The organism is Stutzerimonas stutzeri, from assembly GCF_000590475.1.
In the GTDB taxonomy this organism is placed as follows: Bacteria; Pseudomonadota; Gammaproteobacteria; order Pseudomonadales; family Pseudomonadaceae; genus Stutzerimonas; species Stutzerimonas stutzeri_D.
Map to the genome: position 1 here is coordinate 4,112,408 of NZ_CP007441.1, position 23,255 is coordinate 4,135,662.

19 protein-coding genes and 1 pseudogene are annotated in these 23,255 nt (G+C 63.0%); 4 read left to right on the plus strand and 16 right to left on the minus strand.

The genetic code is table 11. The annotated features are described in order from the left end of the window. Positions 1-378 precede the first annotated feature (378 nt). The 10 genes from CH92_RS18720 to bioB form a co-directional block, all read right to left on the minus strand. The gene (locus CH92_RS18720) at positions 379-2,157 is read right to left on the minus strand and encodes an acyl-CoA dehydrogenase C-terminal domain-containing protein (RefSeq protein ID WP_025243289.1); all 1,779 of its coding nucleotides are present in this window, start codon (positions 2,155-2,157) and stop codon (positions 379-381) included. Positions 2,158-2,391: 234 nt separating this feature from the next. Then, entirely contained in the window at positions 2,392-4,185 is a 1,794-nt protein-coding gene (locus CH92_RS18725; RefSeq protein ID WP_025243290.1) for an acyl-CoA dehydrogenase C-terminal domain-containing protein, read from the minus strand. Between the two features lie 98 nt (positions 4,186-4,283). Continuing rightward, on the minus strand, positions 4,284-5,597 hold the full coding sequence (locus CH92_RS18730) for a GGDEF domain-containing protein (RefSeq protein WP_025243291.1): 1,314 nt from the start codon (positions 5,595-5,597) through the stop codon (positions 4,284-4,286). A 150-nt stretch (positions 5,598-5,747) separates the two neighbouring features. After that, positions 5,748-7,553 carry a phenylacyl-CoA dehydrogenase gene (locus tag CH92_RS18735; RefSeq protein WP_025243292.1) on the minus strand — a complete coding sequence of 602 codons (1,806 nt, stop codon included), beginning with the start codon at positions 7,551-7,553 and terminating at the stop codon, positions 5,748-5,750. Between the two features lie 227 nt (positions 7,554-7,780). Beyond that, positions 7,781-8,038 (minus strand): hypothetical protein, encoded by a 258-nt coding sequence (locus CH92_RS18740; protein WP_025243293.1) that lies wholly within the window; start codon positions 8,036-8,038, stop codon positions 7,781-7,783. 94 nt (positions 8,039-8,132) lie between these two features. After that, entirely contained in the window at positions 8,133-8,816 is a 684-nt protein-coding gene (gene bioD, locus CH92_RS18745; protein ID WP_025243294.1) for a dethiobiotin synthase, read from the minus strand. Then, positions 8,813-9,637 (minus strand): malonyl-ACP O-methyltransferase BioC, encoded by an 825-nt coding sequence (gene bioC, locus CH92_RS18750; protein ID WP_025243295.1) that lies wholly within the window; start codon positions 9,635-9,637, stop codon positions 8,813-8,815. Before bioC ends, bioD begins: the two co-directional genes overlap by 4 nt. Next, positions 9,634-10,356: an alpha/beta fold hydrolase gene (locus tag CH92_RS18755; RefSeq protein ID WP_025243296.1), complete on the minus strand. Its 723-nt coding sequence runs from the start codon at positions 10,354-10,356 to the stop codon at positions 9,634-9,636. The genes bioC and CH92_RS18755 overlap by 4 nt, the downstream gene beginning before the upstream one ends. Continuing rightward, positions 10,349-11,530 carry an 8-amino-7-oxononanoate synthase gene (bioF, locus tag CH92_RS18760; protein WP_025243297.1) on the minus strand — a complete coding sequence of 394 codons (1,182 nt, stop codon included), beginning with the start codon at positions 11,528-11,530 and terminating at the stop codon, positions 10,349-10,351. The genes CH92_RS18755 and bioF overlap by 8 nt, the downstream gene beginning before the upstream one ends. Before the next feature lie 84 nt (positions 11,531-11,614). After that, positions 11,615-12,670 (minus strand): biotin synthase BioB, encoded by a 1,056-nt coding sequence (bioB, locus tag CH92_RS18765; protein WP_025243298.1) that lies wholly within the window; start codon positions 12,668-12,670, stop codon positions 11,615-11,617. A gap of 83 nt (positions 12,671-12,753) precedes the next feature. Between bioB and CH92_RS18770 the strand changes: the two genes are divergently transcribed. Both CH92_RS18770 and CH92_RS18775 read left to right on the plus strand, forming a co-directional pair. Next, positions 12,754-13,461 carry a ComF family protein gene (locus tag CH92_RS18770; protein ID WP_025243299.1) on the plus strand — a complete coding sequence of 236 codons (708 nt, stop codon included), beginning with the start codon at positions 12,754-12,756 and terminating at the stop codon, positions 13,459-13,461. A gap of 67 nt (positions 13,462-13,528) precedes the next feature. Continuing rightward, a complete protein-coding gene (locus CH92_RS18775) occupies positions 13,529-14,503 on the plus strand; it encodes a serine/threonine protein kinase (RefSeq protein WP_025243300.1) in 975 nt (324 codons plus the stop codon). A 102-nt stretch (positions 14,504-14,605) separates the two neighbouring features. On the opposite strand, the gene CH92_RS18780 is transcribed toward CH92_RS18775, so the two are convergent. Continuing rightward, entirely contained in the window at positions 14,606-15,445 is an 840-nt protein-coding gene (locus CH92_RS18780) for a 23S rRNA (adenine(2030)-N(6))-methyltransferase RlmJ (RefSeq protein ID WP_025243301.1), read from the minus strand. Between the two features lie 145 nt (positions 15,446-15,590). On the opposite strand from CH92_RS18780, the gene CH92_RS18785 reads away from it, so the two are divergent. Together CH92_RS18785 and CH92_RS18790 are read left to right on the plus strand one after the other, a co-directional pair. Further along, on the plus strand, positions 15,591-16,634 hold the full coding sequence (locus CH92_RS18785; RefSeq protein ID WP_025243302.1) for an NAD(P)H-dependent flavin oxidoreductase: 1,044 nt from the start codon (positions 15,591-15,593) through the stop codon (positions 16,632-16,634). A gap of 87 nt (positions 16,635-16,721) precedes the next feature. Next, the gene (locus CH92_RS18790; RefSeq protein ID WP_025243303.1) at positions 16,722-17,216 is read left to right on the plus strand and encodes a sterol desaturase family protein; all 495 of its coding nucleotides are present in this window, start codon (positions 16,722-16,724) and stop codon (positions 17,214-17,216) included. A gap of 40 nt (positions 17,217-17,256) precedes the next feature. On the opposite strand, the gene CH92_RS18795 is transcribed toward CH92_RS18790, so the two are convergent. The 5 genes and pseudogenes from CH92_RS18795 to fni form a co-directional block, all read right to left on the minus strand. Further along, positions 17,257-18,183: a phytoene/squalene synthase family protein gene (locus CH92_RS18795; RefSeq protein ID WP_025243304.1), complete on the minus strand. Its 927-nt coding sequence runs from the start codon at positions 18,181-18,183 to the stop codon at positions 17,257-17,259. Continuing rightward, complete coding sequence (locus CH92_RS18800; protein WP_025243305.1) at positions 18,180-19,697, minus strand: phytoene desaturase; 1,518 nt, start codon at positions 19,695-19,697, stop codon at positions 18,180-18,182. The genes CH92_RS18795 and CH92_RS18800 overlap by 4 nt, the downstream gene beginning before the upstream one ends. Beyond that, a complete protein-coding gene (gene crtY, locus CH92_RS18805) occupies positions 19,694-20,860 on the minus strand; it encodes a lycopene beta-cyclase CrtY (protein ID WP_025243306.1) in 1,167 nt (388 codons plus the stop codon). The genes CH92_RS18800 and crtY overlap by 4 nt, the downstream gene beginning before the upstream one ends. Further along, positions 20,853-22,139 carry a glycosyltransferase gene (locus CH92_RS18810; protein ID WP_025243307.1) on the minus strand — a complete coding sequence of 429 codons (1,287 nt, stop codon included), beginning with the start codon at positions 22,137-22,139 and terminating at the stop codon, positions 20,853-20,855. Before CH92_RS18810 ends, crtY begins: the two co-directional genes overlap by 8 nt. Positions 22,140-22,182: 43 nt before the next feature. Then, a pseudogene (fni, locus tag CH92_RS18815) lies at positions 22,183-23,216 on the minus strand (type 2 isopentenyl-diphosphate Delta-isomerase). Positions 23,217-23,255: the final 39 nt, after the last annotated feature.

The window sequence follows — 23,255 nt, forward strand, 5'->3', positions numbered from 1 at the left end:
TTGCCGCTGCTTAAGCTCCAGAGTTGCCCAGCTGCATTTCTGCCCAGAAAAAGAAAACCCCGCCGAAGCGGGGCCTTTGCAGACTGAATCCTGACATCCGTGACTTGCGCCTTCCTGGCGTCGTTCCGCTACGCTTCCGTGTTTTCCTATGCGCTTCCCTACGCCGCGTCCATAGCGCAAAAGATTACCGCTCGATCGATAAGACCTGTAGTGGCAATTTTGCACCACAATTTGTAAGCAATCACTTACAAGGAGCCCATCCCTGGCTCGGCGTGTAAGTGATTGACTACAAACGATGCAGGTTTATGACTGGGGTAGTGGCTCATTGTTCCCATACATGGCGAATTAATTTCATTGTGCCTTTACGGATTAATCATTTTAGAACTGCGCGGCATCGAGCAGATACAGCGAAGCACTGCCGGCCCGGACCGATGCGGTCAGCGAATGAATACGTGGCAGCAGGCGCGCAAAGAAGAAACGTGCCGTGCCCAGCTTGCTTGCATAGAACTCATCCTGACCTTCCTTGCCCCACGCTGCGCCCGCCATCTGTGCCCACATATAGGCGTAAGCGGTGTACCCGAACACATGGAGATATTCCACCGAGGCGGCGCCGATCTCGTTGGGATTGTTCTTCGCGCTGTCGAGGACGAAGGCAGTCAACTCGTCAAGGTTATCCACCGCGGACTTGAGCGGCGCGATGAACTCGCCGAGTTCTGAGTCGGCTGCCGCACAATAGCGGCGAATTTCGTCGGAGAACGTTTTATAGAGCCCTCCGCCGCTGCCCACTACCTTGCGACCCAGCAGATCCAGCGCCTGAATACCGTTGGTGCCTTCGTAGATCTGGGTGATGCGGCAGTCGCGCACCAGTTGCTCCTGACCCCACTCCCGGATGAAGCCGTGTCCGCCAAAAATCTGCTGGCCGTGAATGGTCGTTTCCAGCCCCATGTCAGTCAGAAAGGCCTTGGCCACCGGTGTCAGCAATGCCACCTGCGCCTCGGCACGCTGACGGGCCTCGGCGTCATCACTGAATTTAGCGATGTCCAGTTGCAGCGCGACGTAGCTCGAAAAGGCACGGCCTCCTTCGTTCAAAGCCTTCATGGTCAACAGCATTCGGCGCACATCGGGATGCACGATGATCGGGTCGGCAGCCTTGTCCTGCGCCACCGGGCCGGTCGGGGCGCGACTCTGGGTGCGCTCGCGTGCATATTCAATGGCGCTTTGGTACGAACGCTCACCGGTCGACAACCCTTGAATGCCGACGCCCAGACGCTCGTAGTTCATCATGGTGAACATCGCCGCGAGACCCTTGTTCGGCTCGCCAACCATCCAGCCAGTGGCGCCGTCAAAGTTCATTACGCAGGTGGCCGAGGCCAGGATACCCATCTTGTGCTCAATGGAGCCGCAACTCAGGCTGTTGCGCTCACCCAGGCTGCCGTCTTCGCTAACCATGACCTTGGGCACCAGGAACAGAGAAATGCCGCGTGAGCCGGCAGGCGCATCGGGCAGCTTGGCCAGCACCAGATGAATGATGTTCTCGGTCAGGTCGTGCTCGCCGCCGGTAATGAAGATCTTGGTGCCGCTGACCTTGTAGGAGCCATCGGCCTGGGGCTCCGCCTTGGTGCGGATGATGCCCAGATCGGTTCCGGCATGCGGTTCGGTCAGGCACATCGAACCGGACCAGATACCGGCGTACATATTTGGCAGGTATTTCTGCTTCAGCTCCTCGCTGGCGTGAGCGTAAATAGACAGGCAGGCGCCGGAGGTCAACATCGGGTAGAGGCCGAACGCCAGACTCGCAGAGTTCATCATTTCCTCGACCTGCGCAGAGATCGCCTTGGGCATGCCCATGCCGCCATAGGCCGGGTCGCCGCCGACGCCAACCCAGCCGCCTTCGGCGTACAGGCGATAGGCCTCGGGATAGCCGGCCGGCGTGCTGACCGCGCCGTCGACCCAGTGGCAACCCTCTTCGTCACCACTGCGGTTGAGCGGAGCGATGGTATTGGCGGTGATTTTGCCCGCTTCCTCGAGAATCGCTTCGGCGGTTTCGATATCCACGACATCCGCCAGCGCTGGCAACGTCTGCCAGAGCTTCGCGGCATCGAAGACTTCATTCAGGACGAACCGCATATCGCGCAGCGGTGCTTTGTAGTCAGCCATGGAAAAGGACCTCGCAGAAACGTGTCGCCTGGCCGGTTGGCCGGAGCAGTTTTGCGAGTCTAACTGAAGACCAACAGACGCCCGAAGGGTCTTAAAGTGACTAAACGGTTCTCAGGCTGATGGTGGCTGCACCCCGATTTCAGGTGCCGCTGCATACCGTTTGAGGCCGCAGGTTCTCCGACCCGTTCACATAAAAAAAGCCCGCACAAGGCGGGCGTAGGGCAAACAGGAAAGTCAGAAGATGAACTGGTCGGCAGGCAGTTTCATCAGGCTTGCGCCACCGGCTTCGATAGCCGCTTTGTGCGCGGCGGTACGTGGCAGGATGCGCGCGAAATAGAATTCGGCTGTGATCAGCTTGGCTTGATAGAACGCCGTATCGCCGTCGGCCGCTTCCAGTTTGCTCTGGGCAACCACGGCCATGCGCAGCCAGAAGTAACCGAGAATCAGGTAGCCGCAATACATCAGATAATCGACAGACGCCGCGCCGACTTCGTCGGGGTTCTTCATGGCCGCCATGCCGATCCGCTGGGTCATCTCGCCCAGGTCACGGTTTATGGCGGCCAGCTGCGACACATAGCTCTGCAACTGAGGATGTGCGACGTTGGCTTCGCAGAATCGATGCACCCGCTTGGTAAAGCCGAGCATCAGTTTGCCTTGGCTGCCGAGGACCTTGCGACCGAGCAGGTCGAGTGCCTGAATGCCATTGGTACCTTCGTAAATAGGTGCGATGCGGCAATCGCGCATCAGCTGTTCCATGCCCCACTCGCGGATATAGCCGTGGCCGCCAAACACCTGCATGCCCAGGTTAGTCACCTCCAGACCGGTATCGGTCATGAACGCTTTGCAGATCGGCGTGAGGAAGGCCAGCAGGGCTTCGGCCTCCTGACGCTGACCTTCGTCCGGGCTGTGGATCTGATCGAGCAACTGTGCGGTGAAATAGGCCAGCGCGCGGTTGCCTTCGTTGAAGGCTTTCATGGTGAGCAGCATGCGCCGCACGTCCGGGTGGACGATGATCGGATCGGCTGGCTTGTCTGGAAATTTCGCACCGCTCAGTGCGCGCATCTGCAGACGCTCGTTGGCGTACTGAACAGCGCCCTGATAGCTCGCTTCGCCATTGCAAAGCCCCTGCATTCCCGTGCCCAGTCGCGCATGGTTCATCATGGTGAACATGCAGTTCAGGCCCTTGTTCGGCTCGCCGATGAGGAAGCCCGTGGCGCCGTCGAAATTGATGACGCAGGTGGCGGACGCCTTGATTCCCATCTTGTGCTCGATGGAACCGCAGGCGACGCCGTTGCGCTCGCCTGCTTCGCCCGTCGCATCAGGCAAAAACTTTGGCACGATGAACAACGAGATGCCCTTGGTGCCGGCCGGCGCATCGGGCAGCTTGGCCAGCACCAGATGCACGATGTTTTCGCTCATGTCGTGCTCGCCGGCGGAGATGAAGATCTTGGTGCCGCTGATGGCGTAGCTGCCGTCACCCTGCGGCACGGCGCGGGTTTTGATCAAGCCCAGGTCCGTGCCGCAGTGGGACTCGGTCAGGCACATGGTGCCGGTCCAGCGACCCTCGGTCATGCGGGTCAGGTAGGCCTGCTTCTGGTCGTTGGTGCCGTGGGCCGCAATAGCGGCCATCGCGCCGTGGGTCAGTCCTGGGTACATGCCAAAGGACGTATTGGCCGAGCCGACCATCTCGCCAATGACCAGCCCCAGCGAATGCGGCAAGCCCTGGCCGCCATAAGTCGGGTCCGAAGCCAGGCCCATCCAGCCGCCCTCGGCGTACTGGCTGAAGGCCTCCTTAAATCCCTTGGGAGTCGTTACCACACCGTTGTCGAAATGGCAGCCCTCTTCATCACCGCTGCGATTGAGCGGCGCGAGCACCTGCTCGCAGAACTTGGCGCCCTCCTCGAGGATGGCGCTGACCATGTCCGGTGTGGCGTCGTCCGCGCCGTTCGCGGCATAGCTGCCGTTAAAGTCGAACACTTCATCGATCAGGAAGCGCATGTCGCGCAGGGGAGCCTTGTAGGCGGGCATATCGTTCTCCAGAAGACAGCGCGGTGCATTGTTATAAGCAGCACGCTACCGGCAGACCAGGCCGCTCAACAATCACATTGCAGACGATGAATGCGTCGTCATAACTGTCCAGCGTCGGTGGCCCTTTGTTTGGAGGTGCGTACGGCGCCGCGGCGGTTCTCGCCATGCGCCCGAACGCAATTACGGCCCGCGCCTTTAGCGCTGTAAAGGGCCTGGTCCGCCGCCTTGATAACCTCTTCTGGACTGCGCTGTGTCATCAGCCGCTCGGCAACTCCGATGCTCACGGTCACTGAAACCGCGCCAGCGGTACCGGCACCGCGACGTTGCCGTCCCTGCTCGGCGGTCTTGGGTCGGGTGACCTTGTCGCGCAGCTGCAGTGGATAGCTTTCGACCGCCTGCCGGACCGCCTCCAGGTGAGGCAGGCAATGTTGCAGATCGCGTCCCGGAAAAACCAAAGCGAACTCTTCGCCGCCATAACGATAGGCACGCCCGCCGCCACCCACCTTGCGCAACCGACTTGCCACCAGCCGCAGCACCTGGTCGCCAACGTCGTGCCCATGGGTATCGTTGAACGCCTTGAAGCGATCCACGTCAGCCATGGCGATGACGTATTGCCGTCCCAGTCGTTGCAAGCGTTCGTTGAGCGCACGGCGTCCAGGCAGTCCGGTGAGCTCATCCCGAAACGCCATTTGGTAGGCCTCCTGTGCAATCGCCACGACCAGTACCAGCATCATCAGGCTGCTCATGACGTTGAGCGCGCCGGGCTGACTGAACACCTGCGGCAGCATCAGCAACAAACCGATCAACCCGACGAACTGAGCCGCGTGAACCGGTCTCGGCCGACGCACGTACTGGAACAGCAAACCGGTCAGCGCCAGCAGGAACGCCGGATAGGCGAGCTGGATCAGCTGTAGCCAGTCCGCCACTAACGATGGCCACCGGACTTCTATCAGCCAGTCGAGTAATGCTTGCGGAAAACGCCGCGCCAGAGCCAACGCAACCGCCGCCACAGCGAACATCACGGCCATCCGCGCCAGGCCATCCTGCAGCAGATGAGCCCGCTCTTGCCACAACCCGTACAGACCATAGAGCACCGGCAACAACAGGCTGCAAAGATGGAACGTCAACGCGGCTTCAGGTAACAGTGTTCCAGTAATGCGGTAGTGGTCCGCCTGGGTATCCAGCACGAAGTAAACGATGTAGACGATCAGCAGCAGGCACGTCTCGCGCAGGCGCCCGTAAGCGATGCAGAACGCTCCGCCAAGCAGGAGCAAAACGGTGGGGAGTACGTTGAACAGCGAGGTGAAAAATTCGTTGAGATTCGGCTGCCGTGAGGCCACCAGGGCGCCGAGCAGCAATGCCAGCGGCGCGTAGAAATGGCTGAAAAAACGTGCAGCGTTCGGACGAGACACGACAGCTCCGGCAGGTAGCCGTGAAGGAGACAAGCATTGTGCCAGCACTCGATCAGGCAATCATCCGACAAGAAGCGCACAGGTACGAATCGAGTTCGTCGAAGCAAAAAAAACCGCTGCCGAAGCGGCGGTTTGGATACCCCTCGAACCTTAGTACGCCAGTTCGAAGTGGGCCTCGTCCATGTCCATCAGATTGTCGGCACCAGACAGCATGGTCTCGACGTGAGTGCGGGTGCGCGGCAGGATGCGCTGGAAGTAGAAGCGCGCGGTCTGCACCTTGGCGGTGTAGAAACCATCGGCATCTTCACCGGCAGCAATCTTTTCCGATGCCAGGCGCGCCATGTCGGCCCAAAAGTAGGCCAGGCAGGCGTAACCGCAGTACATCAGGTAGTCCACCGAAGCGGCACCGACTTCCTCGCGGTTCTTCATCGCGGCCATGCCGACCTTCATGGTCAGGTCGCCCCACTCCTTGTTCAACTTGGCGAGCGGCTCGACGAACTGCTTGACCGCCTCATTGCCCTCGTTGGCCTGACAGAACTTGTGCACCACCTTAGTGAAGCCCTTCAGCGCCTCACCTTGGGTCATCAGCACCTTGCGGCCCAGCAGGTCGAGTGCCTGGATGCCGGTGGTGCCTTCGTACAGGCAGGAGATACGGCTGTCGCGAACATTTTGCTCCATGCCCCACTCGGCGATGAAGCCGTGGCCACCATAGATCTGCACGCCGTGGTTGGCCGACTCGAAGCCCACCTCGGTCATGAACGCCTTGGCGATGGGGGTCAGGAAGGCGAGCATCGCATCGGCAGCCTTGCGCTGTTCTTCGTCGGCGCTGCGCTGGGTGATATCGACCTGCTTGGCGGCGAAGTAGAGCATCGCACGGTTGCCTTCGGCGAAGGCCTTCATGGTCAGCAGCATGCGCCGTACGTCCGGATGCACGATGATCGGGTCAGCGGCTTTTTCCGGCGCCTTGGGCCCCGTCAGCGAACGCATCTGCAGACGCTCGCGGGCATATTTGATGCCGCCCTGGAAACCGATCTCGGCGTGAGCCAGCCCTTGCAGCGCAGTACCCAGACGCGCCGTGTTCATGAAGGTGAACATGCAGTTCAGGCCCTTGTTCGGCGGGCCGATCAGAAAGCCCGTCGCGCCATCGAAGTTCATCACGCAGGTGGCGTTGCCGTGGATGCCCATCTTGTGCTCCAGCGAGCCACAGGACACACCATTACGCTCACCCACGCCACCTTCGACGCTCGGCAGGAACTTCGGCACGATGAACAGCGAGATGCCCTTGGTGCCTTGCGGCGCATCGGGCAGGCGGGCCAGAACGATATGGACGATGTTGTCCGCCATGTCGTGCTCGCCAGCGGAAATGAAAATCTTGGTGCCAGAGACCTTGTAGCTGCCATCGGCCTGAGGCTCGGCCTTTGTGCGCAACATGCCCAGGTCAGTGCCGCAATGCGGCTCGGTCAGGCACATGGTGCCGGTCCACTCGCCGGACACCAGCTTAGTCAGGTAGGTCTGCTGCTGCTCGGGCGTGCCGTGCTCGTGCAAGGTGTTCATCGCGCCGTGCGACAGACCGGGATACATGCCCCAGGACCAGTTAGCTTCTCCGACCATCTCGCTGATCGCCATACCCAGCGACTCCGGCAGCCCCTGGCCGCCGTGCTCGGCGTCGTGGGCCAGGCTCGGCCAGCCGCCTTCGACGAACTGCTGGTAGGCCTCCTTGAAGCCGGTCGGCGTCTTTACACCGGACTCGCTCCAGGTGCAGCCTTCGATGTCTCCGACGCGGTTCAGCGGGGCGATCACCTGCTCACAGAACTTGGCGCCTTCGTCGAGGATAGCGTTGACCATGTCCGGAGTGGCGTCTTCACAACCCGGAAGGCTTTGGTAGTGCGCTTCGTAGCCGAGCAGTTCGTCGCGTACAAAGCGGATATCGCGCAAGGGGGCCTTGTAGTCAGGCATAGCGTAAACCTCAGCGGTGGGTTCTTGGTTCAGGTGACCGACCGGCCACTCTTGGATTTGGAATGTGACCGCCAACGCGGCAGGTCAAACAGGCGTTTGAAACATACGTTTAGGCCTGCGCGATGTCAAGCAGGGGCCAGGACGCCGTTGGTCGGGCGCCATGAATATCGAGATAAGAGAGAAAGCGCCGCTAGGGCAAAGAACGCCGGCCAGAGCGGCCAGCGGTGTCAGGCTTTGGTATTGATCAGGGTACCGAGCACTTCATCGGCTGTTTGCAACAGTCGCACGCCCGCTTTCGCGGTGTGCTCACCGACTTTCATCTGAACCAATTGCTCGGTGAGCTCGATCGCATCGGCGACTGTCTGGGAATTCTCGGCAGCCGGCAAGGTACTCGCGGCGAGCGCAGTGCCGGCGTTATCGACACGTTGCTGTCCGGCCTGGTACGCGCCCAGTCCGGCAGAAAGGAGGTTGTTATTGATCTGCATGTTGCGATCCCCGTGCGATCAGTTAGCCATCATTGAAGCAGAGCCCGAGCGCTGCCGCCAGTGACAGATCGCGATAAGCGGGCCCACAAACTTCTCAAGCGGTAATGAGCGGACCTAGATCAAGATAAGGCGACACATCACCGGGGCACGCTGCCGGCAGGCGCGGGACGCGGCCCAGGCAAGGCGCTGACAAGCGTTCGGCCAGCGTAGCGAGGTTTTCTTCCAATCGCGACGTCGAAGGATCGACGATATTGGCAACCCAACCCGCCAATCGCAGCCCGTCGCGCTCGATGGCTTCGGCGCTAAGCAAGGCGTGATTGATACAACCTAGACGCACCCCGACCACCAGAATCACCGGCAATCCGAGCTGCACCGCCAGCTCGGAAAGCATTTCGCGACCCGCCAATGGGACGCGCCAGCCGCCGGCCCCCTCTACCAACGAAAAGTCCGCCTGCAATGCCAGCACCTGTCGGACCGGGTCCACCAGCCGCGCCACGCTCAAATCGACGCCGGCCTCTCGTGCGGCCAGGTGCGGCGCAATGGCCGGCCCGAAGGCGAACGGATTGACCTCCTCGTAACGCATCGGCAGGGTGCACTCGCCGTGCAACGCCAGCGCATCGCTGTTGCGCAGCCCGTCGACGGTCATCTCGCAGCCCGACGCCACCGGCTTCGCCGCCGCGGTGCTGAGGCCCGCAAGACGCGCGGCATGCAGCAGTCCGGCGGCAATGGTCGTCTTGCCGACTTCGGTGTCGGTGCCCGTCACGAAAAACGCAGTCATCGATCATCCTTGCGCAGCACGCCGTAGATCACCTGATAGGTCGCCGGTAACCCGGCAGGGGTGCGGAAGCGCTCGTAGGCGTCGATCAGCGCGCGAACTCGCGCCCGCCCGGTAAGCCCGCCGGGCCGGCCAGGGTTCAGGTTATGCGCACCAAGCGCTTTGAGCTCGGCGGTCAGCTGGCGCAACTCGGCAAAGTGCAGCACCTGCGGCTGCATATCGAGGCTCACCACGCTCAAACCGCTGGCAGCGCAAAGCTGCCGGTAGGCTTGCTCACTGCGGAAACGGTTGACGTGGGCGAAGCCATCCACCGCCTGCCAGCTGTCGCGCAATTCCTGCAGGGTGCCGCTGCACAGACTGCTGAAGGCGAAGATTCCATCGTGGCGCAGCACTCTGTTCGCCTCGCTCAGCACCGAGGAAAATTCTTCGCACCACTGCAGCGCCAGGCTGGAGAAAATCAAGTCGACCGATGCGTCGCGCAACGGCAGACACTCGGCGTCGCCCGCCACGAACGCGTCAGCGCCGCCTAGCGGTCGCGCGTGCTGCAACATGCCTTCGGCGATGTCCATCGCCACACCATCGGCGATGGGAAAACGGCTCGCCAAGGCACGGGAGAAATAGCCGGTACCACACCCCAGATCAAGCCACGCTGCGGGGCGCAGACCGCAAGGCAAGCGATCGCACAGCACGTTACCGACCGCTCGCTGCAGATCGGCCACCGAATCGTAGCTGGCCGCGGCGCGGGAAAACGACGCGGCCACCTGACGCTTATCGGGCAGCGCAGATTCGGCACCTGGCGCGTGCAGCACGACCGACTCACTCATGCCGAGGCGCCGTTGATGAAGGCCACCATCGCCGCCGCCACGTCATCGGCCCGCTCCAGTGCAAGGGCATGGCTCGCGCCGGCCATCAGCTCGGCCTTGATGCCAGGCATCCAACGCCGCAGCGCGCCGCAGGCAGCTGCCGGCACCAGCGCATCGTTACCGGCAAACAGGTGCAACTGCGGGCCGAAATAACCGTGCAGCGCACCACGCCCGTCCAGCTCAGCCAGCAACTGCAAACCCGCATCCAACACCTGCGACGACGACTGGGACTGACTGACCTCCAGTTGCCGAGCCAGTGTCCGCGGATCGTAGCCACCCCGGCTGCAGAGTAAACGGAAGCGCTTAAGGGTTTCCTCAGGGTCGAGCCGGAACGCCTCGTGAAAGGCGTCGAAAATGTCCGCACCCATGGCTTCCGGCCACTGCGGCCGGGCACGGAAGCAGGGGTTACTGGCGATGGTAATCAGCCCGCGGCAGCTATCGACGCGACGCGCCGCCAGTTGTGAGGCCAGCATGCCGCCCAGCGACCAACCCGCCAACCAGCTGTCGCGCGGCAGGCGTTGGTCAAGCTCGTCGAGCCAGGCGTGCGCCTCACTCAGTTCGGGCAAGGGCTCGATCACGACGTCGAGATTGGGCGCCAGTTCGACCAACGCCTCGCACAGCGGCTGCAACGCGGCCGGGCCGAACGCCCAGCCGGGCAATAAGATCAGCTGATTACGCATTCGCTTCAGGCTCCTCGGCCAATCGATTCCAGCATTCGGCCAGGATATCCAGCAGTCGTTCCACCTGCGCCTCGCTATGCGACGCACTGAAGGTCACGCGCAGCCGCGCGCTGCCGGCCGGCACGGTGGGCGGGCGGATCGCGCCGACCAAAATCCCCCGCTCGCGCAGGGCGGCGGAGAGCTTCAAGGCACGCTCGCTGCTGCCGACCAGAATCGGCTGAATAGGCGTCGGGCTGTCCATCAGGGTCAGCCCGATCTCGGCAGCGCCTTGGCGAAAGCGTGCTATCAGGCGATTCAGGTGATCGCGGCGCCACGCTTCGCTGCGCAGCAACTCCAGACTTTTCAGGGTCGCGCAGGCGACCGCCGGTGGCTGGCTGGTGGTGTAGATGTAGGGCCGGGCGAACTGAATCAGCGTCTCGATCAGTTCTTCACTGCCGGCCACGAAGGCACCTGCGGTACCGAACGCCTTGCCCAGCGTGCCGACCAGCACAGGCACGTCGTCGATGCCCAAGCCGAAATGCTCGACGATGCCACCGCCGTTCGCGCCCAGCGGACCGAAACCGTGGGCGTCGTCAACCATCACCCAGGCGTTGCGGGCTTTTGCGGTGGCGCACAGGGCTGGCAGGTCGGCCAGATCACCGTCCATGCTGAACACACCGTCAGTTACCACCAAGATATTGCCGGTCGCCTTCTCCAGCCGCTTGGCCAGGCTGGCCGGATCGTTGTGCAGATAACGCGAGAAGCGCGCACCGCTGAGCAGTCCGGCATCGAGCAGCGAGGCGTGATTGATCCGGTCTTCGAGCACCGTATCGCCCTGCCCCACCAGCGCCGTAACGGCCGCAAGGTTGGCCATGTAGCCGGTGGAAAACAGCAGCGCTCGTGGCCGGCCGGTGAATTCGGCGAGCGCTTCTTCAAGCTGGTGGTGCGGTGTGCTGTGGCCCATCACCAGATGCGAGGCGCCGCCACCCACGCCCCAACGCTCCGCGCCCTGCTGCATGGCGCGGATCACCTCTGGATGGCTGGCAAGCCCGAGGTAGTCGTTGGAGCAAAAAGCCAAGAGCGGCTCGCCGTCGACCGTCACCTCTGGCTGCTGCGGTGTATCCAGCAGGGGGCGATGGCGATAGAGATGGGCCGCGCGGCGTTCGACTAGGCGGGATTGCAGATCGAAAGGCATGGATTCACTCGAAGCTGGAAGCTGAACGCCGAAAACCGCGCCGAATCGCTTCAAGCCTCCGGCTTATGGCTTACAGCGCTGCTCTTAAACGACTGCGTTATAGAACAGTTTGCTGTCGCGCTGCTCAACCAGAGCCTGCTCGATCGCGGCCTGGTGGACTTCGTCGTCATGCTCTTCACGCGCTTCGGGCTGGATGCCCAGGCGCTTGAATAGCAGCATGTCCTTGTCAGCCTGCGGATTGCCGGTGGTCAGCAGCTTCTCGCCGTAGAAGATCGAGTTAGCGCCAGCCAGGAAGGCCAACGATTGCATCTGCTCGTTCATCTGCTCGCGTCCGGCCGACAGCCGCACGTGAGATTTGGGCATCATGATCCGTGCGACGGCGAGCATGCGGATGAAGTCGAAGGGGTCGACGTCCTGCTCGTCGGCCAACGGCGTGCCCTTCACCTTCACCAGCATGTTGATGGGCACCGACTCGGGATGCTCCGGCAGGTTGGCCAGCTGGATCAGCAAGCCGGCGCGATCATCCAGCGACTCGCCCATGCCGAGGATGCCGCCGGAGCAGATCTTCATGCCCGACTCGCGCACGTAGCTCAGCGTTTCCAGGCGGTCCGCGTAGGTGCGCGTGGTGATGATGTTGCCGTAGAACTCCGGCGAGGTATCGAGGTTGTGGTTGTAGTAATCCAGGCCTGCCGCAGCCAGCGCTTTGGTTTGCTCCTGATCGAGCTTGCCGAGGGTCATGCAGGTTTCCAGCCCCAGCGCCTTAACGCCTTCGACCATTTTCAGCACATAAGGCATGTCTTTGGCAGATGGGTGCTTCCAGGCGGCGCCCATGCAGAAGCGCGTCGAGCCGATCGCCTTGGCTTCGGCGGCGGCTTCCAGCACTTTCTGTACTTCCATCAACTTTTCTTTATCGAGACCGGTGTTGTAATGGCCCGACTGAGGGCAGTACTTGCAGTCTTCCGGGCAAGCGCCCGTCTTGATCGACAGCAAGGTAGAAACCTGCACACGGTTAGCATCGAAGTGCTGGCGGTGCACGGCTTGAGCCTGAAAGATCAAGTCATTGAAGGGTTGCTCGAAGAGCGCCTTGACCTCGGAGAGGCTCCAGTCATGACGGGTAACGGAAGCGGCTGTGGCGCTCATGGGCGTTCCTTGGTAATAGAGTTCTTGGCACGGATGCGAAATGGTTAGCCAAGCCAAAGGCGCTGTCAACCTGGAAAGGAATCATGGTTTACAAGTGGTTGAAATACGAACACTTCTGCCAGCTTTGCGATGAACGTTGCGAGGTCGGCCAATCCTTATGCGGCCCCTGCGAAGCCGAGCTGCCCTGGCTCGGCGGGCATTGCGCAATCTGCGCGCTGCCCTTACCAGCGATCGGGACGATCTGCGGTCAGTGTCTCAAACGTCCGCCCGCCTTCGACCAGGTAGCGGCGCCCTGGCGCTTCGCCTTTCCGGTGGACAGCCTGATCACCCGCTTCAAACACCAGGCGCGCTGGCCATTCGGCCGGCTGCTAGCGGAGCAGCTGGCGCGCTACCTGCAACACCGATTCGACGAAGGCCTGCCACGTCCGACTCTGCTGCTGCCGGTGCCCCTGGCGCGCAAACGTCTGCGCCAGCGCGGCTTCAACCAAGCACAGATGCTCGCCGACTGGTTGAGCCCTGCGTTGAACATCCCGGTCCAGTGTGAGCTGTTGCAGCGCATTCAGGACACCCCGTCGCAGCAAGAGCTGGATGCCGCCAGCCGGCGCCGCAATCTACGCCAAGCCTTTGCGCTGACAGACGAAACGCAGATCGTCGGCCGCCATGTGGCGGTCATAGACGATGTCCTTACCACCGGCGCAACCGCCCAAGCGCTGGCGCGCCTGTTGAAACAGTCAGGCGCCGAGAGGGTCGATATCTATTGCCTGGCACGCACACCGAAGCCCGGCGATTAGGCGGCAGAGCCGCGGTTGTGTAAACGCGCCAGTGCAATACACTGGCGACCCCTTTACGGAGCCGACCATGAGCCACCCCTTCGACACACTCACACCCGATCTTGTGCTCGATGCGGTGGAAAGTGCCGGCTTTATCAGCGACGCTCGCGTACTGGCATTGAACAGCTACGAAAACCGCGTCTACCAGGTAGGCATTGAGGACGAAACGCCTATCGTGGCGAAGTTTTACCGGCCCGGCCGCTGGAGCGACGAGGCCATACTCGAGGAACACCAGTTCTCCCGAGAGTTGGCCGATCGCGAAATACCAGTGGTTGCCCCGCTGGAGTGCGGCGGCGAGACGCTTTTCAAACATGCCGGTTTTCGCTTCGCGTTGTTCCCTCGTCGTGGAGGCCGCGCACCCGAGCCTGGCAATCTAGACCAGCTCTACCGCCTCGGTCAGCTGCTCGGCCGCATGCACGCGGTCAGCGCCAGTCGCCCGTTCGAGCACCGTGAAACCCTCAGTGCGCAGAATTTTGGCCACGATTCGCTGGCGACTTTGCTGGATGGCAATTTCATACCGAAAAGCCTGTTACCCGCTTACGAATCAGTCGCTCGGGACCTGTTGAAGCGTGTGGACGATGTGTTCGCCCGCACCGAGTTCCAACCGATCCGACTGCATGGCGACTGCCATCCGGGCAACATTCTCGCCCGGGATGACGCCTTCCACCTGGTGGACCTGGACGACTGCCGCATGGGGCCATCGGTTCAGGACATCTGGATGATGCTCGCCGGTGAGCGTCACGAGCGACTCGGACAGCTGTCGGAGCTGGTCGATGGCTACAACGAATTTCACGACTTCACCCCGCGAGAACTGCCGCTGATCGAAGCCTTGCGCGCCATTCGCCTGATGCACTACAGCGCCTGGCTGGCCCGCCGCTGGGATGATCCAGCCTTCCCGATGAGCTTCCCGTGGTTTGGTACCGAGCGCTACTGGGGCGATCAGGTGTTGATTCTGCGTGAGCAGATGTCCGCGCTGCAGGAAGAGCCGCTGAAGCTGTTCTGAACGGGAAGCTCGCGTAGGGTGGGTCACGCTTCACCGACCCACCGGGCGGAGTCTCGGCGGATGTAAAAATCGACATCCACCCTACGCCGCTTCCGGCCTCTGCTACTTCTCCTCGATCAACCAGTCCAGCCGCCAGCCGCCTTCGCTTTGGCCGAGTAGCTTGGCCAGCCAGGGCAGTAGTTCGCGCAATTCTTCCTCCAGCCCCCACGGCGGATTGCTGATGGCGAGACCCGACCCATTGAGCCGCAACGCTTCGTCGGTGGGGTGAACGAACAGCTCGGCGCGCAGCAGTTTGGGCGCCCCGCTACGCGACAGGTCCTGATAGAAGCGCTTGAGCTGACGCTCATCCTTGATTGGATACCAGATCACCCCGATGGTCTGGCGCATGCGCCCCAGCGCTTCGGTGAGCGCCTGCACGCAGCGGGCCAGTTCGTCAGCCTGCTCAAAGGGAGGATCGATCAGCAACGCCACGCGTTTTTCCTGGGTCGGCATCAACGCCCGCGGCACGTGCCAACCCTCCCCCAAATGCACCGCGACACGGCGATCGCCGGCCATGTTGTCCTTCAGCAAACGACCATCCTCGGGGTGCTTCTCGTTGAGCTGCAGGCGATCCTGCGGACGGCTGAGCTGCCGGGCCAGTTCCGGCGATCCTGGGTAGTAGCGCAGCACGCCGTCCGGATTGAGCGCGCGGATCACGTTCAAATAGTCTGCGGTCGTTGCCGGAGCGTCGTCTGCGTGCCACAGCCGGGCGATGCCTTGCAGCCATTCGCCGGTGCGGCTGGCCTGATCACCGGCGAGGTCATACAGACCGACGCCGGCATGGCTGTCGAGGTAGGCGAACGGCGCCTCCTTGCGTGCGAGCAAGGCGAACAGGCGGGACAGGACAAGGTGTTTGAACACGTCGGCGTGATTGCCGGCGTGAAAAGCGTGGCGGTAATTCATCGGGCACTCCTGAAGAGCGCACAGTCTAACCGCGCAGCCTGCCGATTCAGAGAGGCAAGGCGCGGCGTCAGCCGAATCAGGCGAAGGTTTCGACCAGCCGCTGCTAAAGTGACCCGTTTCCGATGCACGCGAAAAGGAACCCAGGATGGATATTCGAGACCTCTTCGGCATTCGACTGCCGATTATCCAGGCGCCGATGGCCGGCTCGCAGAATCATCAGCTTGCCGCCGCGGTGTCCATGGCCGGCGGCCTGGGATCGATTCCGGCGGGCATGCTCAACGCCGAGACGCTGGACGCCGAGCTAAATGCCATGGCGGCACTGACGGACCGGCCGTACAACGTCAATTTCTTCTGCCACCAGCCGGCCGCCATCGAGCCGGAGCGGGAACAGGCGTGGCTGGACTTGCTGGCGCCCTTTCTGCGCGAGCACCAGATCGACCCAGCGAGCATTCCTGCCGGTGCCACACGCAAGCCCTTCGATGCGGCGATGGCCGAGGTGGTCGAGCGTTACCGTCCGGCGGTGGTCAGCTTTCATTTCGGCGTGCCCGCTCCGGAGTTGCTACAACGCGTGCGCGCGACCGGTGCGAAAATTCTGTCCAGCGCCACGACCCTCGAAGAAGGCCGCTGGTTGCAGGAGCAAGGCGTCGACGCGGTGATCGCCCAGGGTGTCGAGGCCGGTGGTCATCGCGGCATGTTTCTCAGCGAGGACATAGACACCCAGGTCGGTACCTTCGCCCTGTTGCCGCAGCTGGTGACCTCGCTGGATGTGCCGGTGATCGCCGCCGGTGGCATCGCTGATACGCGCGGTGTCGCCGCCGCGCGGACACTCGGCGCGGCCGGCGTACAGGTCGGCACGGCTTACCTGCTGTGCGACGAAAGCCGCACCAGCGCGCTGCATCGTCAGGCGCTACAAAGCCCGGGCGCGGACAGCACGGTGCTGACCACGTTGTTCTCTGGCCGCCCCGCCCGCGGCATGATCAACCGACTGATCCGCGAGCTCGGCCCACGACCCGCCGCGGTGCCGGCCTTTCCCTTGGCCGGCAATGCGATTGGCAGTCTGCGCGCCACTGCCGAGCCCCAGGGGATCAGCGATTTTTCGCCACTCTGGGCGGGGCAGAATGCAAGCGGCTGCCAGGCCATCCCGGCCGCGCAACTGACCCGTGCGCTAGCGGCGGGTTGGCCAGACTGATATGCCCAGAGCCAGATATCGGAGCCGGGTCGACGCGCACGATGCAACGCGTAGACTGGTGCGACCTGTCGAACCAGCGGATCGAACATGACCGTGCTGACCAACACCCTGGTATTTCTCGCCACCCTGGCCGGCATGGAGCTGTTCGCCTGGTGGGCGCACAAGTACGTGATGCATGGCTGGGGCTGGGGCTGGCACAAATCCCACCACGAGCCACGCACGGGCTGGTTCGAAAAAAATGATCTGTACGCGATCGTCTTTGCCGGGGTCGCAATTCTGCTGATCGCCTTGGGTACAGCCGGTTACGGCCCGCTGGAGTGGGTTGGTGCCGGCATGACGGCTTATGGCGCACTGTATTTCGTTGCGCATGACGGCCTGGTGCACCACCGCTGGCCGTTGCGCTACGTGCCGCGCAACGGCTACCTCAAGCGCCTCTACCAGGCCCACCGCCTGCACCACGCGGTAGAAGGCAAGGAGCGCTGCGTGTCATTCGGCTTCCTCTACGCACCGCCGCTGCCGGTGCTCAAGCAGCAACTGCGCGAGCTGCACGATGGCCCATTGCGCAAGACAAGCGACCGTTGATTCGCCCGAAAGATGCGAAGTCGCTTCCTGACCGGCCTCGTTAGCGCGGGCGCGTCCACAACGCATCAGGACGCGGCCTGAACCGCATCCGCCGCGACGCCAGCGCCAACACCCCACCGCCCAGCAGAAACTGCAGCTTCTGCGCCTTGCTGGTCGATACGCGTGTGTCCCACGCCGCCGCGCCCCGCGCCTTCACTTCGATGCCGATCTGCCGGTAGACACCATGGGCCGTGGCAATGGACCAGGCCGAGCGTAGCGGCAAGTCACGCAACCCCTGAGACGCCGACTGGTAGTACGGCTCGGCCAGATCCACCAGCCGCGCCGCCAGCGCCGCCAATGCCGAGCGATGCTGGGGCAGCGCGACCTCATTCTCAGGGATACCCACTTCAACCAGCCACTCAGCCGGCAGGTAGATGCGCCCGATCTGGGCGTCCTCGACGATATCGCGGGCGATATTGGTCAGCTGAAAGGCCAGGCCTAGATCACAGGCACGGTCCAGGGTCGGCTCCGCTTCTGCACCCATCACCCGCGCCATCATCAGCCCCACCACACCGGCCACGCGGTAGCAATAGAGCAGCGTGTCATCGAGGGTCTGGTAGCGATAGTCCTGCACATCCATGCGAAATCCGGCCAAATGCTCCAGCGGATGCTCCCGGGGAATCCGGTGGCGCTGAATCACCTGCTGGAAGGCGGCGAAGGCCGGATCGCTCATGGGCTCCCCAACATAAGCACGTTCTGTAAGGTCTACCAGTTCTGCGAGGCGAGCTTCGCCGGTCGAGCGATCACCGTCGACCTGACCATGACCGAGGGTCTGGCCGTCGATCACGTCGTCGCAGTGACGGCACCAGGCGTAAAGCATGACCGCGCTCTGCCGGGTGCGTTCGTCGAACAGCTTCGCCGCCGCCGCGAAGCTTTTCGAGCCGACGTTGATCGCTTGCGTCGAGTGGTCGATCACCTCGTCGTTCATCTGGCCTGCTCCTCCAACATGAAGTCCTCCAGCATTAGCCCTGCCGTTGCTTTGGCCGAGCCCACCACACCGGGCACTCCCGCACCTGGATGAGTGCCGGCGCCGACGATGTACAGGTTGGGGATCTCATCGTCCCGGTTGTGCGGGCGGAACCAGGCACTTTGGGTGAGGATCGGCTCCAGCGAAAACGCCGAGCCAAGGTGCGCGTTGAGTTCGTCACGGAAATCGTGCGGCGTGAAGATCCGGTGAGTGACCAGATCGTCGCGCAGGCCCGGAATATAGTGACGCTCGAGGTACTCGAAAATGCGGTCGCGGTACTTCGGCCCCTCCACCGCCCAGTCGATATCCGCGGTGCCCAGGTGCGGCACGGGGGCCAGCACGTAATGACTGGCGCAGCCTTCCGGCGCCAGCGACGGGTCGGTGACGCAGGGCGCATGCAGATAGAGAGAGAAATCGTCGGCGAGGGTTTCGCGCTTGAAGATTTCGTCGATCAGCTCGCGATAGCGCGGGCCGAAACATACCGTGTGATGCTGCAGGTGCTCATGGCGACGTTTGAGGCCGAAATGAATGACGAACAGCGACATCGAGAAACGCTTGCCGGACAGCCGTTTGGCCTCTTCGCGCCCACGCTGTTCATGCCCGAGCAGTTGCTTATAGGTGTTGACCACATCGGCGTTGGAGGCCACCGCATCGGTGTCAAAACGAAGGCCGTCTTTCGTGATCACCGCATTCGCTCGCCCACCGGCCAACTCGATACGCGCCACCTCTGCATTCAGCTCCAGCTTGCCCCCAAGGTCTTCGAAGAGCCGGACCATCCCTTGCACCAGCGCACCGGTGCCGCCGCGTGGAAACCAGACGCCGCCCTGGCGCTCCAGCGCATGGATCAGCGCATAGATCGACGAGGTCTCGAAAGGATTACCGCCCACTAGCAACGAATGAAAAGACAGCGCCTGGCGCAGCCGATCGTTCTCCACGAACTTGGCCACCATGCTGTACACGTTGCGCCAGGCTTGCAGCTTGGCCAGCTGTGGGGCGACGCCGATCATGCTGCGGAAAGACAGAAAGGGCACGGTGCCGAGCTTGACGTAGCCCTCTTCATAGACCGCACGGGAATAGGCGAGAAAGCGCTGATAGCCAGCGACATCCTTCGGACTCAGGGCATGGATCTGCCGGTCCAGTTCGACTTGATCGTTGACGTAATCGAAGCTGTACCCGTCCTCCCAGCACAGCCGGTAGAACGGGCTGACCGGCAGCAACTCCACGTAGTCGGCCATGCGCTTGCCGGCGCCGGTGAACAGCTCGTCGAGGGCCGGTGGATCGGTGATCACTGTCGGGCCGGCATCGAAGGTAAAACCCTGATCGTGATAGACATAGGCGCGCCCGCCCGGCTTGTCGCGTTTTTCCAGCACCGTCGTCTGAATACCCGCGCGTTGCAGCCGGATCGCCAGCGCCAGCCCGCCGAAGCCGGCCCCAATCACGACCGCCCGTTTCACAGCGCCAGTTGCCTCGTTCATCGCTTGTCCTTGTGGTGCAGATTGCCGGCAGCCAGCGCCCGCAGCGCCTCGCCCACCGGCACGGGAGGTTTGCCAGAGACGATGCGCAAGCGGTCCCAGGTGGTCAGGTTGGCCGCGTAGAAGCGCTGAATCAGCGGTTCGCGCAGGCGGTAGAAACGCTGCATCACCGCCCAGCGTCGATCCGCCGGGCCAGCCATGAACAGCATGCGGTTGAGCAATCTAAAAAAGCCGCGCTGTCGCCATAGCGCCAATGAATAGTCGCGGATGGCGGCGAACAGCCCGTCGGCGTCCCAGCGATCCAACGCAATCAAGTGATCGGCCAGGCGCACGGCGTCGGGCAGCGAGTAACCGGTGGTGGGATGAAACAAGGCGGCGGACAGCCCCGTCTGCGGCACGCCACGCGCCTCGTCCCAGAACGCCGGCAAGTCGCCTGAAAGCACGATGGGCAGCACACCCTGCTCTTCGCGCAGCACCTCGGCGATGCCCCAGCCACGCTCGCTGGCGTAACCGGCTATGTTGGCGCGCAGCGTGTCGAGGGCCACCGCGTCGCCGTCGGCGTAATAGGTGTCTTCGATCAGCAGGCTGTCAGCGCTTAGCGGCAGCACGTAGACGAAACGGTAGCCGTCGTGCTGCGCGACGCTAGCATCCATGATGATCGGCTGGAGCAGGCCATGCGGGCGATGCAGCCGTACTTGCTGGCCCAGGAACTTCTGAAAACCCAGCGCTAGCTGAGCAGTCTGCCTGACGCCGCGTCCATCGATCACCGCGTCGGCCTGGAGCACCTCGCCGCAAGCCAGGCGAACCTGCTGGGGTTCGACGTGCGTGACCGTGGCGTTCAGCCGCACACCATCTGCCAGCTCAGCCACTAGGTGTTGATGAAACCGATGGGAAAAAATGCTCGCGTAGCCGCTATCCAGGCGCCGCTGAATATCCGGGAAAATCACTTCGTAGCCCGGCCAGCGATTACCCACCATGGTTTCCAACCAGGCGTGCTGCGCTGATGTGAGGTCGTGCTCGTGGAAGGACCAAGTGTGGTTGCCGCCCAGCGTTTCACCCTGTTCCAGTATCAGCAGACGCAGGTCGGGCCGCTGCTGGCGCAGGCGCAGGGCCAGCAACCCATTGGCCAGGCCGCCGCCGACGAAGATCAGGTTCGCGTCAGCCATGTTCGGCTCCCAGGGGAACTGGCGATTCAATCCGCAATGCTTGCTCGATCAGCTGCGCGGCACGCAGCGCGCCGCCCGCCGTGCGCGCCTCCTCGCCCAGCACGCGGCGCTGAGCAAAGCCGGGTTCGCGCAGCAACCGACGCAGCGCCTGCACCATACGCCGTCGGCTGGCCAGACGAGGATCGAGCTTCAGTCCTACGCCCGCATGCACCACTCGCGCGGCGACGCCCGGTTGATCGAAGGCGATCGGCAGCGCCAGGCTCGGCACGCCCGCTTCCAGCGCGTCAAGCACGGTGTTCAGACCGGCATGAGTGATCAGCGCATCGGCCCGCGCAAGCACCACACGCTGCGGGGCGAAGTCGGTGACCCAGGCGGCGCCGGCCTTGAGCAGCTGCTCCTCCTGGCGATTATCGAGCCGGCCGCAATGGGCGATCAGAAGTTGCAGGTCCAGCTCGCGACAGGCTTCGGCGATGCGCTCGAACAGCCCGAAGCGATCACCCTGCAACGTTCCCAGCGAGGCGAACACGAACGGCCGACCGTTGGCGACGGGCAGCTCCAGAACAGGCTCATCGGCTAATGCCGAGCGCAGCGGGCCGACCGCATGAAAATGCGCGGGTAGCTGCGTACGCGGAAAGTCGAAGCCCGTTGTCGTCTGGCTCAGTTGCAGGAGCGGCGACAGGCATTCGTCGAGGCGTTGACGAGGCGGCAGGCCGAACGCCGCGGCGTGACGCGCAATGACCTCCGCATGCGCCTTCATTGTGCGGTCGTAAACCTTGCTGCTGTGCAGGTTCAACTGCTCGCCCCAGGGTGTGGGCTGGTAGCGCCAGGGCATCACAGGCAGCGGCACCAGCGCCTCGCGATTGACCGGCAATGCACAGGCCACCGACGCGAAGGGCAAGCCGAGGTGCTCAGCCAGCAGCCCACCGGCAGGCTCCATCTGATCGACGATCAGCGCCTCGACGCCGATGGAACGCAGCGACGGCGGTGCATCGCGGCAGAACATCTCGGTCGCCGCAGCCATGTCCACGATGACCCGGTGGATGCCCCACGGCCCCCCCGGCCGGGCCGCGCGGTCGATGACGGCCTTGAGCGAGCCGGGTGGATGCGAGCCGGCGCCGACCTGGGCAAACCCCAGGGCCGGATGGCGCAATGCCGCGGCGACGTCCGCCTGTTGCACGAAGGTGACCCGATGACCTCGGGCGAGCAGCTCAGACGCGATTGCCTCCATGGCTCGCAGATGGCTCAGGAACGGCGGCGAAATCACTGCGAAATGCGTCATCGGTGGGCACCTTTCCTGTCAGCGCCACGGCGCAGCGGTCGCATCAGAAACCGTTCGGATCGAAGGCCGGCAACAGCGGCGCTCGTGCCAGCGCTGCCAGGTCGGCCGAACCCGTGCAAAAGCAGGCGATGCGAAGCTGCTGAATCAACACCTGGAAATGATCGACGACCGCGTGCGGTCCAATCAACGCTGCGTCCAGCACGCCCGCGGCCTGGCCGACAATATTGGCACCGAGGCGGATCGCCTTGGCCGCATCGATGCCGTCGCGAATGCCACCCGACGCGATCAAGCGCGCCTCCGGGCACGCGCGGCGTACCCCAGCGATGGCCTGCACGCTGGGGATGCCCCACCCCGCGAACGCCTGAGCAATAGCGCGCTGCTTCGGGTCGAGAATGCGCTCGGCTTCGACCGCGGCCCAGCTGGTACCACGATGACCGCAACCCCTGCATCCAACAGCCGCTGCGCCACCCTGGGCGAGATCCCCGCGCCGACCTCCTTGGCCACCAGCGGTACCGGCAGGCGCGCCGCCAAGGCTTCGATCGCTTGCAGCACGCCGCGCCAGTCACGGTCGCCGCCCATCTGCACGGCTTCCTGCAACGGATTGAAATGAATGATCAAGGCGTCGGCCTGGATCATGTCGACCGCCCTCTGCGCCTGGTCCAGACCGTAGCCGGCAACCAGCTGCGCAGCACCGAAATTGGCCAGCAGCGGGATACTCGGGGCCAGCTGACGTAACTGTCGGGTCAGCCCTTGATCGGCGCCGGTTTCCAGCGCGATGCGCTGCGAGCCGACGCCAAGCGCGATGCCCAGCGACTCGGCGGCTTCGGCCAGGTTGCGATTGATCTGCGTGGCCCGGGCCGCACCGCCAGTCATCGAACTGATCAGCAGCGGCGCCGCTAAAGGCCGGCCAAACAGTTCAGTACGGATGTCGATGTCGTCCAGATGCAATTCCGGCAAGGCGCAATGCTCGAATGTCAGCGCAGCATAGCCGGCATTCACCACGGCACCGCCGCGACCAGGGTCCAGCACGATGTCCAGGTGATCGTTTTTACGTCCGGCAATCATTTCGTTATCCATGCAGCGCCTCGCTCGATGACCTTATGTTGACGATTGTGG

Coding starts and splice junctions, on each gene's coding strand:
- CH92_RS18735 (WP_025243292.1), bottom strand. CDS start 7,553: ATGCCTGACTACAAGGCCCCCTTGCGCGATATCCGCTTTGTACGCGAC.
- CH92_RS18770 (WP_025243299.1), top strand. CDS start 12,754: ATGGTTTACAAGTGGTTGAAATACGAACACTTCTGCCAGCTTTGCGAT.
- CH92_RS18800 (WP_025243305.1), bottom strand. CDS start 19,697: ATGAACGAGGCAACTGGCGCTGTGAAACGGGCGGTCGTGATTGGGGCC.
- CH92_RS18720 (WP_025243289.1), bottom strand. CDS start 2,157: ATGGCTGACTACAAAGCACCGCTGCGCGATATGCGGTTCGTCCTGAAT.
- CH92_RS18775 (WP_025243300.1), top strand. CDS start 13,529: ATGAGCCACCCCTTCGACACACTCACACCCGATCTTGTGCTCGATGCG.
- bioC (WP_025243295.1), bottom strand. CDS start 9,637: ATGAGTGAGTCGGTCGTGCTGCACGCGCCAGGTGCCGAATCTGCGCTG.
- CH92_RS18740 (WP_025243293.1), bottom strand. CDS start 8,038: ATGCAGATCAATAACAACCTCCTTTCTGCCGGACTGGGCGCGTACCAG.
- bioB (WP_025243298.1), bottom strand. CDS start 12,670: ATGAGCGCCACAGCCGCTTCCGTTACCCGTCATGACTGGAGCCTCTCC.
- CH92_RS18790 (WP_025243303.1), top strand. CDS start 16,722: ATGACCGTGCTGACCAACACCCTGGTATTTCTCGCCACCCTGGCCGGC.
- CH92_RS18780 (WP_025243301.1), bottom strand. CDS start 15,445: ATGAATTACCGCCACGCTTTTCACGCCGGCAATCACGCCGACGTGTTC.
- CH92_RS18795 (WP_025243304.1), bottom strand. CDS start 18,183: ATGAACGACGAGGTGATCGACCACTCGACGCAAGCGATCAACGTCGGC.
- CH92_RS18755 (WP_025243296.1), bottom strand. CDS start 10,356: ATGCGTAATCAGCTGATCTTATTGCCCGGCTGGGCGTTCGGCCCGGCC.
- bioD (WP_025243294.1), bottom strand. CDS start 8,816: ATGACTGCGTTTTTCGTGACGGGCACCGACACCGAAGTCGGCAAGACG.
- crtY (WP_025243306.1), bottom strand. CDS start 20,860: ATGGCTGACGCGAACCTGATCTTCGTCGGCGGCGGCCTGGCCAATGGG.
- CH92_RS18725 (WP_025243290.1), bottom strand. CDS start 4,185: ATGCCCGCCTACAAGGCTCCCCTGCGCGACATGCGCTTCCTGATCGAT.
- CH92_RS18785 (WP_025243302.1), top strand. CDS start 15,591: ATGGATATTCGAGACCTCTTCGGCATTCGACTGCCGATTATCCAGGCG.
- bioF (WP_025243297.1), bottom strand. CDS start 11,530: ATGCCTTTCGATCTGCAATCCCGCCTAGTCGAACGCCGCGCGGCCCAT.
- CH92_RS18810 (WP_025243307.1), bottom strand. CDS start 22,139: ATGACGCATTTCGCAGTGATTTCGCCGCCGTTCCTGAGCCATCTGCGA.